Source organism: Saccharibacillus sp. JS10, from assembly GCF_024436065.1.
In the GTDB taxonomy this organism is placed as follows: Bacteria; Bacillota; Bacilli; order Paenibacillales; family Paenibacillaceae; genus Saccharibacillus.
The window spans coordinates 65,979-80,837 of sequence record NZ_JANFNS010000006.1; the positions used below are offsets into that span (position 1 = coordinate 65,979).

Consider the following 14,859-nt stretch of genomic DNA (forward strand, 5'->3'; position numbering starts at 1 on the left):
AAGCGTATGAAAAAAGCGACCGTAATGATTTTATTTGTACAAGCCTACTTATTATAAGCTCGTTTTTCACCGGATTGCAAAGCGAATTCCCGGCTTTTTTGTTTGTTTGGACGAGCATAAGCAAGTGACCATGAAAAAAATGACGTTTTTTTGTCGGATTTGCGTCAGATTTTCAAATTTTGTTTTGAAATATTCGCCGGAAAAGCGTACAATGTATGTGATGAAAGTCGCAATCAAGATGCGGACGGGATAAACGAATAAAAGGCAGAGTTCTCGCCGTTTTTGTGTAAGATTTCACAAGAGGCTCCAACCTTGTTAAAAGGTTATCCCATAAATGACTATCGAATGGAAAAGGGGTAAGGAAAACAATGAACAGTATTCCCAAAATCGTAATTTTAGGTGCCGGTTATGCAGGTATCCTCGCAGCTCAAAACTTGCAAAAAAAGCTTAAAAACAACGAGGCTGACGTAACACTCGTAAACCGTCACGATTACCACTACTTCACGACTGAACTGCACATGCCAGCAGCAGGTACACAGCCGGACGAAAAAACGTACGAAAAAATCTCGAACCTGATCGACGAATTCAAAATCGATCTGGTGAAATCGAACGTAACGGCAATCAAGCCAGAAGAACGTCAAGTGGTATTGGAAGACGGTACGCTGTCTTACGACTACCTGATTATCGCACTGGGCGGCGACCCAGAAACTTTCGGTATCCCAGGTATGAAAGAACACGCATTCTCGATCCGCAGCATCAACTCGGTACGCGGCATTCGTGAGCATATCGAAACACAATTTAAAGAATTCAAAAAAGACGGCGACGAAACTCGTCTGAACTTCGTAGTCGGCGGCGCTGGCTTCACAGGGATCGAGTTCGTAGGCGAACTTGCGAACCGTCTGCCGGAACTTGCAAAACAACATGGAATCGATCCTTCGAAAATCGGTCTGTTCAATGTTGAAGCTGCTCCTTCCGCATTGCCAGGTTTCGATCCAGAACTCGTTACTTACGCAATGGATACACTGACTAAAAAAGGCGTTAACTTCCGCATCGGCGTACCGGTTAAAGCTTGTGACGAAAACGGAGTAACAGTAGGCGAAGGCGAACGTATCGAAGCAAAAACAGTCGTATGGACAGGCGGTATCCGCGGTAACCATCTGATTGAAGACGCTGGATTCGAAGCAATGCGCGGACGCGTCAAAGTTGACGAGTACCTCAAAGCTCCAGGTCACGAAAATGTATTCATCATCGGTGATGGATCGCTCATGATCGGACCAGAAGGTCGTCCTTATCCGCCAACTGCACAAATCGCGATGCAACAAGGCGAGCGCGTAGCGAAAAACTTGGTTGCGACGATTCGTGGTCAACAAACCGAGAAATTCGTATTCAGCAACAAAGGTACTGTAGCTTCCTTGGGTAAAGGCGAAGCGGTAGCCGTTGTAGCAGGCAAAAAAATCAAAGGCTGGCCAGCAGCTCAACTGAAAAAAGTCGTTGACGCTCGTTACCTCTTCGTGATCGGCGGAGTAGGTCTGGTTCTGAAAAAAGGCCGTTTCTTGTAAGAAACATTAAAATTATCGGGTAACCGATACACAAAAGGCTTCCGCCCCGTGCAAACGGGATGCGGAAGCCTTTTTTTATTCCTTGTGCGGTCTTACACTTTTAACATCTCAACCGCTTTTTCCCAGTCCAACAAATTGCCGACATAAAAAGCGCCGAATTCGCCGTAGCGAGCGCTGACTTCGTCAAAACGCATTTCGTAGATCAGCTTTTTAAATTGCAAAGCATCGTCCGCGAACAACGTTACGCCCCATTCCCAATCGTCGAAACCGACCGAGCCGCTGATGATTTGCTTCACTTTGCCCGCATAGCTGCGTCCGATCAGACCGTGGCTACGCATCATCGATTTGCGATCGTCCATCGACAGCATGTACCAGTTGTCGTTGAGGTCGCGTTTTTTGTTCATCGGATAGAAGCAGATATGAGCCGATTTCGGCAGTTCCGGCTTCAAGCGAGCGATCACATGCGGATTTTGCATCGGATCTTCGCCTTCTTTGCTCAGATAGTTACTCAATTCCACAACGCTTACATAGGAATATTCTTTTTTCGTAAATTTGGCAAAGTCTGTTTTGTTGAACGCTGTTTCCAAACGATTAAGATCGTCTAAAGTTTCGCGCAAATACATAAAGACGAAGTCTGCTTTTTGGCCGACGATCGAGTAGACCGCTGTACTGCCGGTTCCTTCTTGCGCCGTTACCGAAAATTCTTTCATAAATTCTTCGAGGTCTTCGATAGCGCCTGCGCGTTGTTCTTGGTCAGCGGCTTTCCACATCGTCCAATCGATAGAACGAAAATCATGCAGACAATACCAGCCTTCTAACGTTAATGTAGCTTCATTCATGAATCGATCACTCCTAAATCAGATGGTATGGTCAAAATTTTCACAAAGAAGATTGCAAAAATCGAGGGGTATACAATAAGAACCGTATTTTTCGAGAAGTTCCATTTTCCATTGTATCGCAACGAAGAAGAGAAGGGCAATTGTAACCGAAAAAAGATTCTTTTTTACGTAAATGACCGTTCTTTTTGAAAACAGTCGTATTCCGAAGCGCGAACGCATCCGGTCAAGAGCCTCATTTATATTCGCTGAAATTTGGACATTGGACGACCTTTCTTGTCCATCAAATTGTGTTAAAATAAAAAAGCTCCAACGAACCTGTCCACAGCTAAGGGCGAGTTCCGAGGAGCACATTTATTTGTACGCGCAATTTGCTAGGACAAGAGGGGGACATCCGCCAATGCGCATGAAAAGTTTGTTGCACTATACGGAACATCACCGTTATTATACGTATCGCGATTTTAGTCTCAGTCAGCTGGATGAGCGTATGCTGACCTTGGTCTATCAACCGATGGTCGGCACGTCCGCGATATCTTTATACCGTTTGCTTGTGCAGCATTTGCCTGCCGAACGAACGGGTTATTCGTTATTGGAGCCGCAGCGCGGTCTTTTTTTGACATTGGGAGTTGAGCCGAATGACCGCGGACGCACGCTAATGGTCGAAAATGCGTCGAAACTCGAAGCTGTCGGGTTGCTTCAGACGCATCGGTTATACGTACCGGAGCAAGATCAATATATTTACGAGTATGAACTTCAGCAGCCGTTACCGCCATCCGACTTTTTCGCGACGCAGCATCTGACTTTGCTGCTGCGCGACCGGATCGGGAAATTTGCGGTACTGGCATTGCAAGAAAAATTTTGGAGCGGCGAACCGGAAGAACTAGGGGAACTGGGTCGTGCGGCAAAAGAAAACATTTCACAGCCTTTCTACGAAATTTTCGAATTGAATACGCATGTGATTGATTACGAGCTGGAACAGGCGTTATCCGAAGCTTCTCCGGCGCGTCGTCAAAGCAAAAATATGCCGGTCGAAGAACCGCTATTCGATTATTCGGACGTCATTTTGCATTTCCCCCGCGGAGCACGTAATCGTCAGTTCGTCGAAGGGTTAAGGCATAACCGCGAGCAGATGGGTATGATCAATCACGTGGCGCGCAAATTCGATTTGAATGTGGAAGATATCGTGCGGCTGCTGGACGAAGAAGGAATTTTTTCGAGCGATGGAGAACTGATGTTGGACAATCTGCAAAACCGTGCCAATCTTACGTTCCGTCAGACGACGAAACGTACCGAAGAACGCCAAGTCCGTGCCGCCCGCGTAGTTCGCATGGAAGAAGAACCGGTCAACGACACGCCAGTCGAACATGCGGTGGAGATGGAGTATTATTTGGAGGTTCCGACGCAGTTTCAGTCGAAATGCGATATTCACCAATATAATATGCTGCTCCGCAACGAACCGTACACCGGATTACTGCGTAACTTTTTCCCCGGAACCGTTCCGGGACAATGGCTTGATATGTTCAGTACGATCGATTTGAGTTACAAATTACCGGGTGAAGTCATCAATGTATTGATCCACTATCTAGTGACCATGCTTGGCAAAGACGCCGATCAACGAATCAGTCGTAACTTTGTCGATTCGATCGCTTCGAATATGTTGCTGCGCCAGATTGATACGTACGAAAAAGCGGTACGGTATATCAGGGATCAAAATAACCCGAAACGTCAGACGACGCCGCAAAACGGCACCCGTACCCGGACGCAAAGCAAAGCAGTGCGAGGGAAGCCGGAAATTCCAATCGTGCAAAATGCTCCGGTACAAACAGCCGTCAGCGACGAAGAATTTGCCGAATATGTACGGTTAGCCGAGCAGCGAAAAGCGAATAAAAAGAAGTAATTCATTTAAATAATCAATATTGATTTTATGTAAAGAAAGGAGGGCTAAGATATGGGAATGGATTCGATCGGCGATGTATTGAAGCAGTTCGGCGGCTCAAGAATTCGTCAACAAACCGAAGATTTGAAAACGAAAATATTGAACGAGCCGGATGTGCAAAAATTGCGCCTGGAATATCCGGCACTGACCGAGCAGGAGATGACGCGAAATTTAAGCCGGTTATACGAGTTTGTCAAAGAAAAGCAGCATTGCGACAACTGTCCGGGTCTTGAGAATTGTCCAAACGATTTTCAAGGGCATTACACCAAGCTCAGCGTCGACGACGTGAACGGTCAATTGCGGATTCGCGATTATAAAGCGCCGTGTAATCTTCAGCTGGCGCATGAGCGGGACAAGCAGATCAGCAGTCGAATCCAAAGTTTTTACGTCGATGAACGGGCACTGCAAGAAGGCTACGACGAAGTGGAGATTATGAGTAAAGATCCGGCGCGTTCGCCGGCGGTACTCAAAATATTGGATTATATCGACGCGGCAAAAGGTTCCGGCTTGCCGAGCAAAGGGCTGTATCTGGAAGGGCCGTTCGGTACGGGCAAAACGTATCTGATGTGCTTTATGCTGCATGAGTTGGCGAAAGAAGGATTATCCGGCGTGATCGTCTATATGCCCGACTTTGTCGAAGACGTCAAATCGATGATCCAAGACGGCGAAAAACTTCGCGATACCGTCGAGCTGATGAAACAGACGGATTTATTGATTTTCGATGATATCGGTGCGGAAAATATGGGGCCTTGGGTACGCGACCATGTACTGGGTTCGATCTTGAATCATCGGATGAATCGCAAACCGACGTTCTATACGTCCAATTATTCGCTATCTGATCTGGAGAAGCATCTAAGCTTTACCAACAAAGACGGCGAAGAAGCGTACAAAGGACAACGGTTGATGAACCGTATTTCGCCTTTTGTGGATGTCGTTCGGGTATTGGGCAAAAACAAGCGAGGATGATTCCGACTTCATCAAATCTTCACTTACAAAAGGTAATAAGTTTACAAATGAATACAATTAATTGTTTCGTAAAACCAAAATGCGTGTTATAATTGACAAGTAGATAAGCGCAAGTTATCTTTAACTCTGCGATTCGCGGCACTGAGTAGATGGTTATTGAGTGCCATAGATAAATCTTGCAGCATATATTAAGGAGGAATTTTCGTGGCTATTGTAAATGTATCCGACCAAACTTTCGGAACTGAAGTAGAAGCAGGCGAAGGAACCGTTCTTGTTGATTTTTGGGCACCATGGTGCGGACCTTGTAAAATGTTGGCTCCGATTCTTGACGAATTGGACGGCGAAGTTGGCGCAAATGTCAAAATCGCTAAAGTCAATGTGGATGAAAACCCAGAAACGGCTTCCCGTTTCGGCGTTATGAGTATCCCAACCATGATTTTCTTCAAAGACGGTCAACCGGTTGACAAATTGATCGGCGTAAACTCCAAAGAAGCGCTGAAAGGCGTTCTTTCGAAACACGAATAAGATTTACCTTTCATTCAAGCCCTCGGCAATTTGCCGGGGGTTTTTATGTCGTCTTTATATCGTCATTCATACAATTCGATCCAAATCCGAAGTAGGGAGCGCATGTTCGGGTTTTGGTGTAAGTCCTTCTTCTTTTAGCGTATAATAAAAAAGGGTAATGCAACAAGAAAGACGTCGTTTCACAGACAGGGAGGTCAAGCAGATCGTGGATACGCATATGGAAACGATTCAGGAACAGGAAAAAGCGCTGACGCATATTCGCGACAAATTAGCGTTGCTACCGGAACTTCCGGGTTGTTACCTGATGAAAAATAGAGAAGGTACGATTATATACGTCGGCAAAGCGAAAATTTTGAAAAATCGTGTACGGTCGTATTTTACAGGTAGTCATGAAGGCAAGACGCAGCGGTTGGTTATCGATATTCGCGACTTCGAATATATTGTGACTTCAAGCAATATGGAAGCGTTGATCTTGGAATGTAATCTGATCAAGCTGCATCAGCCGCGTTATAATGTCTTGCTCAAAGACGATAAAACATTCCCGTATATCAAAATTACGAACGAAAAGCATCCGAAGCTTGAAGTGACGCGGCGGGTGCTCAAAGATAAAGCACGTTATTTCGGTCCGTATCCGAATGCTTACGCTGCGCAGCAAACAAAAAAGCTGCTTGATCGTATGTATCCGCTGCGCAAATGCGGCGTGATGCCCAAAGAAGTCTGCTTGTATTATCATATGGGGCAATGCCTAGCGCCTTGCGTCAAAGATATCGGCAAAGAAGATTACGACGGCATTCGCGATGAAATCGCGCGGTTCCTCGGCGGCAGCCATGAAGAAATTAAAAAAGAATTGCGCCGCAAAATGGAAGAAGCGGCGGAAGACCTGTATTTTGAGCGCGCCAAAGAATTGCGCGACCAGATCTTGAACATCGAAGCAGTGATGGAAAAACAAAAAATCAACGCTACCGATAAAAAAGACCGGGACGTCTTCGGCTATTCGGTCGATAAAGGCTGGATGTGCGTGCAGATCTTGTATATCCGCCAAGGTAAAATGATCGAACGCCATGCGTCGAGCTTCCCGTTCTACGGGGAAGCGTATGCGGACTTTTTGTCTTATGTGACGCAGTATTACAGCGACAACCCGGCTTTGCCGCAAGAGATTTTGCTGCCGGCGAGCGAAGAAGGCGGCGCAGCCGCTTCTGAAGCAAGCGAAGCTCCTTCGGCGCAAGCGGCTTCGCGCGCCGAGATCATGGCGGCGAACGAAGCCGCCGATGCGGACGGCGACGACGAAGGCGACGAAGCTTCCGGCGAAGCGGAAGTGGGCGGCAATGACTTGCCGCTGGTCGCGGAGTCCCAAGAGTCGTATACGGCAAGCGAAGCTGCCGAAGACGCTTCTAAGCCCGAATCGTTCGGTTCGGGCGACTTGAACGGCGCCGCCGCGCTTCAGCAATGGCTGAACGTGAAGGCGTTGGTGCCTAAGCGCGGCTCGAAGCGCAAAATGGTCGAGATGGCGTGCGAGAACGCCCGCGTCTCGCTGGAAGAAAAGTTCCGCCTGATCGAGCGGAACGAAGAACGTACCAGCGGCGCTGCCGACCGGCTTGGCGTCGCGCTGGGCTTCGACAGTCTGCACCGCGTCGAAGCTTTCGATAACTCGAATATTCAAGGGACGAATCCCGTATCCGCGATGGTCGTGTTCCTTGACGGCAAGCCTGCCAAGTCAGAGTATCGCAAATACAAAGTCCGCACCGTCAAAGGCGCGGACGATTACGCGACGATGCGCGAAGTCATTCGCCGCCGCTACGAGCGCGTGCTCAAAGAAAACTTGCCGCTGCCCGATCTCGTTTTGGTCGACGGCGGTAAAGGTCAAATTTCGGTCGCGATCGACGTGCTCGAAAACGAACTGGGGCTTAGCGTTCCTGTAGCGGGTCTAGTGAAAGACTCCAAGCACCGCACCGCTCAGCTCATGAGCGGCGATCCGCCGGAAGTGGTTCCGCTTGCCAGAGACAGCGAAGAGTTTTATCTGCTACAGCGCATTCAAGACGAAGTACACCGCTTTGCCATCTCGTTCCACCGCGAACAACGCGCGAAATCGATGGTGACGTCGAAGCTTGATTCAATTCCGGGTATCGGTGACAAACGCCGCCAAATGTTGCTCAAGCATTTTGGTTCCCTTAAAAAGATCCGCGAAGCTTCGGTCGAAGATTTCCGTCCTTTGTCGATCGGCGATAAATTGGCGCGTCAAATTCTGGACGCACTCAAAGAAGAAGCCTAACAGAATGAAGCCTTCTTTACTTTCTCAAATTCTCTCGATATAATGAGTTTTAATTGTATAAGATTCATCCGGAGGAGCCTGCCAAAAGCGGGCTCTTTCTGTGTTTTTTTAGGTAAATAGAAATAAGCAATCATTTTTCGGACAAAAGGAGAGGTTGAACTTTGACGATGGATACACACAACGAAAGCATACTGGTTTGCGTACACTACGGCCCTCACGGACAACGTTTGATTCAAAGGGGAACTCGACTGGCACAGCTTCTGAAAGCGCCACTTCGAGTATTGACGGTTGCACCGTCCAGAAAAGAAGAATACAACTTGGAAAAAGAACGTTATGTATCGGGTTGGCAAAAGCAGACCGAAGAAGCCGGCGGAGAATTTATGGTGCGAAAATGCAGCAGCGGGCATAAGCCTGCCGATGTGATCGCGGAAGCGGCACTGGAGCTAGGTGTGACTCAGATTATTATTGGTCGTTCGAGTCAATCGATCTGGCACGAGCTAACGCATGGCGATTTCGTAGACGATTTGTTAGAGCGAATCGGCGCGATCGATCTACATATCGTAGCGGTACAGCGTTATCCGGAACTTCTGGAGGAAACACACGAAAAAGGGATGCCGGCTCGATTGATTCGTACCAAATCGCATTATGTACTGGAAACCGGCGTCGGCGATTCTCCCGTAGGCGAAGATATCATTGAAGGTACTTTTTTCCGCGAGTTGGATACCGACTTCGATAGCGGGTTGTTCAAAGTCGTCAAAAACGGACAAGCTGAATATTTAAAAATCATCCAAGGGGAATGGGTCAAGTCATGACCTAGATTTCCGTGAAAGGAGGAACGCTTACACGTGCTACATATCGCTATTCTTATTCCATTTCTGTGGGCTGCGCTTATTCCTTTGATGCGTTGGTTTTCCCGCATTCATGCCGGTTGGGCAGTCTTGCCCGTGCCGGTCGCAATATTTGCTTATTTGATTAGTCAAATGTCTCAAATCGGATCGGGCGAAAATATCGTAGTCGAAATTCCCTGGATGCCGGATCTCGGTATTAATCTGTCGTTTGTATTAGACGGTTGGAGCTTGCTGTTCGGTCTGTTAATTAGCGGAATCGGTGCTCTGGTTGTCTGGTATTCCATGTTCTACATGGGCAAAAGAACAGATTCGATCCGTAATTTTTACGTGTATCTATTGCTCTTTATGGGCGCTATGCTCGGCGTCGTATTCTCAGACAATTTGATGGTGCTTTACGGATTCTGGGAACTGACAAGTATCGCTTCATTCTTGCTTATCGCGTTCTGGTATCGCCGTGAACGTTCGCGTTACGGCGCTTTGAAATCGATGTTGATTACCGTATTTGGCGGTCTGGCGATGTTTGCCGGATTTAACTTGCTCTATGCGATGACCGGAACTTACAGTATTCGCGAAATCGCGGCGCAAGCTTCCGAGCTAGTCGATCAACCGTTATTTTTGCCTGCAATGATCTTGGTGTTGCTCGGTGCGTTCACGAAATCCGCTCAATTCCCGTTTCATATTTGGTTGCCTGATGCGATGGAAGCGCCGACCCCGGTCAGTGCTTATCTCCACTCGGCAACGATGGTAAAAGCAGGATTGTATTTAGTCGCTCGAATGAGCCCGATTTTTGCGGGAGCCACCGAATGGTTTTGGATTGTATCGCTAACGGGTCTGGTGACGCTCACGTACGGATCGTTCAAAGCGATCCGTCAGACGGATCTCAAAGCATTGCTGGCATACTCAACGATTAGCCAATTGGGTCTGATTATGAGTTTGCTCGGAGTCGGTTCCGCGGCTGCTTTTTATACCGATGCCGATCAAGTCGCTTGGTTTGGGCTGGCTACAACAGCCGCCGTCTTTCATTTGATCAACCACGCTGTATTTAAAGGGTCGCTGTTTATGGTCGTGGGTATTGTCGATCACGAGACCGGAACTCGCGATTTACGCAGACTTGGCGGCTTGATGAAGCTAATGCCGATTACCTCTGCAATCGCTTTGATCGGTTCGTTTTCGATGGCGGGGCTTCCTCCTTTCAGCGGTTTTTTAAGTAAAGAGATGTTTTTCACTGCTATGGTCCATATCCTTGAATTCGATGTCTTGAATGCAGGTTCGTGGATGTTGCTGTTACCGATTCTGGCTTGGATCGCGAGCGTATTTACGTTTGTGTACAGCATGATCTTGGTATTCAAAACGTTCGGCGGCAAACTCAAAGAAAACACATTGGACAAAAAGCCGCATGAAGCATCGGCAGGGCTGCTCGCTTCACCGATCTTGCTTGTGTCTTTAGCTATTGTATTTGCGTTTATGCCGAATCTGCTGGCGTACAATCTGATCGATCCAGCGGTAGCGGCAATACGCGGAGGCGGCGTAGACTTTGAGTCGGTGCACGTTTCGATTCATTTCTGGCATGGCTGGACACCTGAATTATGGATGACCATCGGGGTAGTCTTGCTCGGTACGCTGCTCTATCGAACGTATACGCGCTTCAAGTTGCTGGATCGCGAATGGAGCAACCGGGATACGCTGAATCGATTGTATAACGGGCTGCTTTCGTTATTGGAAAACGGCGGTCGCCGTTTGACCGATCTGTATATGACCGGTTCGGTACGTCATTATCTGATCTATATTTTGATCTTCTTTATCGCGGCATTATGCGGAACGCTTGTGTTCTCGCCTGATATTCGATTAGGCATGGACAATTACGCACCGATCACTTTTTATGAAGTGGCACTTGTGGTCGTGATGCTGGCTACCGCTGCCGCCGTACCTTTTGCTCGTTCAAGAGTGAATGCGATCTTGTTCACCGGGGCAGTCGGATATATGGTCACGGCTTTGTTCTTGATTTTCCGGGCACCGGATTTGGCGTTAACCCAAATGATTGTCGAGACGGTGTCGGTTGTTTTGTTCTTGCTTTGCTTCAAATTTTTACCCAAGCTCAAATCGACCAAAGAACGTCCGGTTTTCAAATGGACTAATCTGCTCGTTGCCGGAGGCGTAGGGGTGACGGTCACTTTGATCGCGTTGGCGTCGATGGGCAGCAGCCCGTTTGAACCGATCTCCACCTACTTCTTGAATGAAAGTTACAAATCGGCAGGCGGCAAAAACGTCGTCAACGTAATTCTGGTCGATTTCCGGGGATTTGATACGCTGTTCGAAATTATGGTGCTTGGCGTAGCTTCGCTCGGTATTTTCGGTCTGATCAAACTGGGCGTGCAGACGACTCCGGCAAACAAAGAAGGCAGTCAGTCTTTGCATCGCAAAAGTTTCCCGTTGGTATCCAACGACGTCATTTTGCGTACGATGTCCCGGGTGATCGTGTTAATCATTATTTCGTTCTCGCTGTATCTGTTCTTCGCCGGTCATAACAATCCGGGCGGCGGCTTTATCGCCGCATTGATGACGGCAGCGGCATTGATTTTGGTAGCCGTTTCGTTCGGGACGGATACGATTCGCCGGGTGATTCCGGTGAATTATCGGATCATGACGGCGATCGGCTTAAGTATCGCGATTTTGACCGCGGCAGGGTCGTTTGTATTCGGAGCGCCGTTCCTTAGTCAAGCTTTCGATCATTTCGATCTGCCGATTCTAGGCGATACGGAGCTTGCGACGGCTGTATTATTTGATCTAGGCGTATATTTGGCGGTCGTTGGCGTTGTGATGAATATTATCTTTTCGATAAAGGGGGAAGACTGATATGGAATGGATTATGGCGATTGCCGTAGGCGCGCTTTTTATGATCGGCGTCTATCTGATTCTATCCAAAGGTCTGTTGCGGATCATTCTCGGAACTTCCCTGCTGACACACGGCGTGCATTTGTTGTTGATGACGATGGCGGGGCTTAAGCGTGGAGCGGCTCCTGTGTTAAGCGACGGCGTAGAGTCTTATGCCGATCCGTTGCCGCAAGCGTTGATTTTGACTTCGATCGTGATTAGTTTCGGGATTACCGCCTTATATTTCGTTCTCGCTTATCGAGCGTACCAAACGCGCGGCACCGATGAAATCGACGGTTACGACGTGGAAGATAAGGAGGCGAACTCTTGAATAACTTGCTTGTATTGCCTGTGCTTTTACCGATGGTGATCGCCGTGTTTTTGATGTTTTTCCGTAAAAATATTGCACTTCAGCGTACAATCGGCGTAATCGGAGGAATTGCCAATATTGGGATTGCGATCTCAATCGTACTGAGAGTGAAAAACGAAGGGATATTGACGTTGCAATTCGGGGGCTGGGCACCGCCTTACGGTATTGTATTCGTTGCCGATATGTTCGCGGCGTTACTGGTACTTGCCGCTTCGATTACCTCGTTTGCGGTATTGCTTTATTCATTTGCGAGTATCGATTCGGAGCGGGAAAATCATTATTATTATACGTTTTTCCACTTCTTGCTCGTTGGGGTCTACGGTTCGTTTATGACGGGCGACATCTTCAATTTATTCGTCTTTTTCGAAGTCATGCTGATTTCGTCTTATGCGCTGATTACATTAGGCGGATCGAAAAAGCAGATGCGCGAAGCACCGAAATATTTGCTTATTAATATTTTATCGTCCACGTTGTTTGTCGCGGCGGTTGCGTATCTATATGCTTCGGTCGGAACGCTGAATATGGCGCATCTGTCGCTACGCATCGCGGAAGTCGGGCAGGGCGGGATTTTGAACGTGATCGCCGTGTTGTTTTTGATCGTATTTTCGCTTAAAGCCGGGCTGTTTCTGTTCTTCTGGCTTCCAAGTTCATATGCGTCACCGCCATTTGCGGTACGTGCGTTATTTGGCGGTCTATTGACCAAAGTCGGTCTATACGCGATCGTTCGGACGTTCACGCTGATTTTCCCCGGCGACCCTTCGTTTACGAGCAGTTGGATTGCAGGCATGGCAGCGGTAACGATGGTACTGGGCGGTATCGGAGCTGTCGCTTATCGCGATATTCCGCGTATTTTGAACTACAATATTTTGATCGGAGTCGGATTCGTCGCTTTTGGTCTTGCCACAGGGATCAAAGACGGCATGGACGGGGTCGTATTCTATATGGTGCATGATATTTTATCCAAAGGGCTTATGTTTATTCTCGGCGGGATGTTGATTGCAGCAGCGCGAAGCGATCAATTGGACCGGATGGGCGGCTTGATGAAAGTTCGTCCGGGTCTCGGGTGGATGTTCTTTATTTTGGCGCTGGCGTTGACGGGCATACCTCCGCTCAGTGGATTTGTGGGCAAAGTGTTGATCGTACGCGGAGGGCTGGAAGAAGGGATGCTGACATTATCGCTACTTGCGTTGGCTTCCAGCTTGCTTACCTTGTATTCGCTGATCAAAATTTTCCGCGAAGCGTTTTGGGGGACTCAGCCGGAGCCTGACGACGAGAACGAAATGTATTCGGATACCAAGCACGCTTCCGAAATTTCTGAGAAAGCATATCCAGAAAGAAAAAATCGCTTAGCGAGCGTCTCGGCTGTATTTTTGATGATATTCGTCATAGGGATCGGTCTATCGGCAAACGGCGTATACGGCTTCGTTTCACAGGCTGGAGCCGCTTTGGATAATCCTCAACTCTATATCGAAGCTGTACTGAAGGAGTAGATGTATATGCCTTTTCAAATTTTGCTGAACTTGATGATCGCCTTGATTTGGATGCTGCTTAACGGAAATTGGACGATGTCCGGCTTTATTGTAGGCTACGTATTAGGGATCGGCGTTTTGTATGTCGTACGCAAATTCCGCCCTGAACCTTTTTATCTGGCTAAAGTGTTTTCTGTACTGAAACTTGCCGGGTTGTTGATTCGCGAATTGTTGGTATCGAGTTTCGAAGTCATCGGTCATATTTTGCGTCCTAAGTTAAATATACGTCCGGGGATCTTCGAGTACCGTACTCAATTGTCGTCCGATTGGGAAGTGACTGTATTGTCGTGCATGATTTGCCTCACGCCCGGTACGTTAACGCTTGAAGTTTCTGACGACAATCAAACCTTGTATATTCACGCCTTGGATATTGATAATGTAGAAGAAATGTCGAGCAAAATCCGCAGCACATTCGAAAAAGCGATTATGGAGGTGACCCGCTCATGACAACCGTATTTTTAAGTATTGCGCTCGTCATTTTGGCGATTGCGGTACTCGGGTGCGCGTATCGGTTGATTGCGGGTCCTAGCCGATCGGATCGTATCGCAGCACTGGATACGATCGGGATTAATCTACTGGCGATGATTGCTGTGTTCTGTATGTTGCTGGATACGCAAGCTTTGATGGAGATTATTTTGGTTATCGGTATTCTGACGTTTCTCGGAACGACCGTCATGGCACGTTATATCGAAAGAGGGAGTGTGATCGAAGATGGCGACGATCGTTGAATGGATAGCCGTCGTCTTAGCGCTTGCCGGGGCGATATTTTGCGCAATCAGTGCTTTTGGGCTGATTCGGTTGCCTGACGTGTATCTGCGCTCGCACGCCGCAACGAAAAGCGCTGCGCTGGGCGTATTGTTTGTATTAATCGGCGCTTTCATCTATTTCTGGGTCGTCGACGGAATCGTCAATGCGAAGTTATTGCTTGCGATTGTATTCGTATTTTTGACTTCGCCTGTAGCGGGGCACTTGAACGGACGAGCGGCTTACCGTTCAGGTGTCAAGTTGTGGAAAGGCAGTGTACGAGACGATTTTAAAAAAGTGCTGGAAGACGGAGGAAAGTCTGCACCTGATACGGTGCATGAGCCGGAACCTCCTAAACGACCTTAACCTAACGCAAAAAAGGATGAAGCCGCTTGATACTTGAGCA

General features: G+C 47.9%; 13 protein-coding genes. 12 read left to right on the forward strand and 1 reads right to left on the reverse strand.

Features of this window, described 5'->3' with window-relative positions:
* The first annotated feature begins 368 nt into the window (after nucleotides 1-368).
* Nucleotides 369-1,559, forward strand: coding sequence for an NAD(P)/FAD-dependent oxidoreductase (locus NOM90_RS17060; protein ID WP_255943698.1), 1,191 nt, complete (start codon nucleotides 369-371; stop codon nucleotides 1,557-1,559).
* A 92-nt stretch (nucleotides 1,560-1,651) separates the two neighbouring features.
* Here the strand turns inward: NOM90_RS17060 and hemQ are convergent, their stop codons facing one another.
* The gene (hemQ, locus tag NOM90_RS17065) at nucleotides 1,652-2,398 is read right to left on the reverse strand and encodes a hydrogen peroxide-dependent heme synthase (protein ID WP_255943700.1); all 747 of its coding nucleotides are present in this window, start codon (nucleotides 2,396-2,398) and stop codon (nucleotides 1,652-1,654) included.
* A gap of 397 nt (nucleotides 2,399-2,795) precedes the next feature.
* Between hemQ and NOM90_RS17070 the strand changes: the two genes are divergently transcribed.
* The 11 genes from NOM90_RS17070 to mnhG all read left to right on the forward strand — a co-directional run bounded on the left by NOM90_RS17070 (nucleotide 2,796) and on the right by mnhG (nucleotide 14,819).
* Nucleotides 2,796-4,292 carry a replication initiation and membrane attachment family protein gene (locus NOM90_RS17070; protein ID WP_255943702.1) on the forward strand — a complete coding sequence of 499 codons (1,497 nt, stop codon included), beginning with the start codon at nucleotides 2,796-2,798 and terminating at the stop codon, nucleotides 4,290-4,292.
* Between the two features lie 57 nt (nucleotides 4,293-4,349).
* Entirely contained in the window at nucleotides 4,350-5,297 is a 948-nt protein-coding gene (gene dnaI / locus NOM90_RS17075) for a primosomal protein DnaI (RefSeq protein ID WP_255943823.1), read from the forward strand.
* Nucleotides 5,298-5,501: 204 nt separating this feature from the next.
* On the forward strand, nucleotides 5,502-5,822 hold the full coding sequence (trxA, locus tag NOM90_RS17080; protein WP_037291158.1) for a thioredoxin: 321 nt from the start codon (nucleotides 5,502-5,504) through the stop codon (nucleotides 5,820-5,822).
* 217 nt (nucleotides 5,823-6,039) lie between these two features.
* A complete protein-coding gene (gene uvrC / locus NOM90_RS17085; RefSeq protein ID WP_255943824.1) occupies nucleotides 6,040-8,091 on the forward strand; it encodes an excinuclease ABC subunit UvrC in 2,052 nt (683 codons plus the stop codon).
* Nucleotides 8,092-8,258: 167 nt separating this feature from the next.
* Nucleotides 8,259-8,903 carry a universal stress protein gene (locus tag NOM90_RS17090; RefSeq protein ID WP_255943825.1) on the forward strand — a complete coding sequence of 215 codons (645 nt, stop codon included), beginning with the start codon at nucleotides 8,259-8,261 and terminating at the stop codon, nucleotides 8,901-8,903.
* 33 nt (nucleotides 8,904-8,936) lie between these two features.
* Complete coding sequence (locus NOM90_RS17095) at nucleotides 8,937-11,792, forward strand: Na+/H+ antiporter subunit A (protein ID WP_255943705.1); 2,856 nt, start codon at nucleotides 8,937-8,939, stop codon at nucleotides 11,790-11,792.
* A gap of 1 nt (nucleotide 11,793) precedes the next feature.
* Complete coding sequence (locus tag NOM90_RS17100) at nucleotides 11,794-12,141, forward strand: Na(+)/H(+) antiporter subunit C (RefSeq protein WP_255943706.1); 348 nt, start codon at nucleotides 11,794-11,796, stop codon at nucleotides 12,139-12,141.
* The gene (locus NOM90_RS17105) at nucleotides 12,138-13,670 is read left to right on the forward strand and encodes a Na+/H+ antiporter subunit D (protein WP_255943708.1); all 1,533 of its coding nucleotides are present in this window, start codon (nucleotides 12,138-12,140) and stop codon (nucleotides 13,668-13,670) included. Before NOM90_RS17100 ends, NOM90_RS17105 begins: the two co-directional genes overlap by 4 nt.
* Before the next feature lie 6 nt (nucleotides 13,671-13,676).
* Nucleotides 13,677-14,156, forward strand: a complete 480-nt coding sequence (locus NOM90_RS17110) for a Na+/H+ antiporter subunit E (RefSeq protein WP_255943709.1) — start codon at nucleotides 13,677-13,679, stop codon at nucleotides 14,154-14,156.
* Nucleotides 14,153-14,437 (forward strand): Na(+)/H(+) antiporter subunit F1, encoded by a 285-nt coding sequence (locus NOM90_RS17115; protein WP_255943710.1) that lies wholly within the window; start codon nucleotides 14,153-14,155, stop codon nucleotides 14,435-14,437. Before NOM90_RS17110 ends, NOM90_RS17115 begins: the two co-directional genes overlap by 4 nt.
* Nucleotides 14,421-14,819: a monovalent cation/H(+) antiporter subunit G gene (mnhG, locus tag NOM90_RS17120; protein ID WP_255943712.1), complete on the forward strand. Its 399-nt coding sequence runs from the start codon at nucleotides 14,421-14,423 to the stop codon at nucleotides 14,817-14,819. Before NOM90_RS17115 ends, mnhG begins: the two co-directional genes overlap by 17 nt.
* The last annotated feature ends 40 nt before the right edge of the window (nucleotides 14,820-14,859 follow it).

What these genes read in the sequence shown, in the direction of transcription:
- NOM90_RS17060 (WP_255943698.1), top strand. Translation starts at nt 369, where the DNA reads ATGAACAGTATTCCCAAAATCGTAATTTTAGGTGCCGGTTATGCAGGT.
- hemQ (WP_255943700.1), bottom strand. Translation starts at nt 2,398, where the DNA reads ATGAATGAAGCTACATTAACGTTAGAAGGCTGGTATTGTCTGCATGAT.
- NOM90_RS17070 (WP_255943702.1), top strand. Translation starts at nt 2,796, where the DNA reads ATGCGCATGAAAAGTTTGTTGCACTATACGGAACATCACCGTTATTAT.
- dnaI (WP_255943823.1), top strand. Translation starts at nt 4,350, where the DNA reads ATGGATTCGATCGGCGATGTATTGAAGCAGTTCGGCGGCTCAAGAATT.
- uvrC (WP_255943824.1), top strand. Translation starts at nt 6,040, where the DNA reads ATGGAAACGATTCAGGAACAGGAAAAAGCGCTGACGCATATTCGCGAC.
- NOM90_RS17090 (WP_255943825.1), top strand. Translation starts at nt 8,259, where the DNA reads ATGGATACACACAACGAAAGCATACTGGTTTGCGTACACTACGGCCCT.
- NOM90_RS17100 (WP_255943706.1), top strand. Translation starts at nt 11,794, where the DNA reads ATGGAATGGATTATGGCGATTGCCGTAGGCGCGCTTTTTATGATCGGC.
- NOM90_RS17110 (WP_255943709.1), top strand. Translation starts at nt 13,677, where the DNA reads ATGCCTTTTCAAATTTTGCTGAACTTGATGATCGCCTTGATTTGGATG.
- NOM90_RS17115 (WP_255943710.1), top strand. Translation starts at nt 14,153, where the DNA reads ATGACAACCGTATTTTTAAGTATTGCGCTCGTCATTTTGGCGATTGCG.
- mnhG (WP_255943712.1), top strand. Translation starts at nt 14,421, where the DNA reads ATGGCGACGATCGTTGAATGGATAGCCGTCGTCTTAGCGCTTGCCGGG.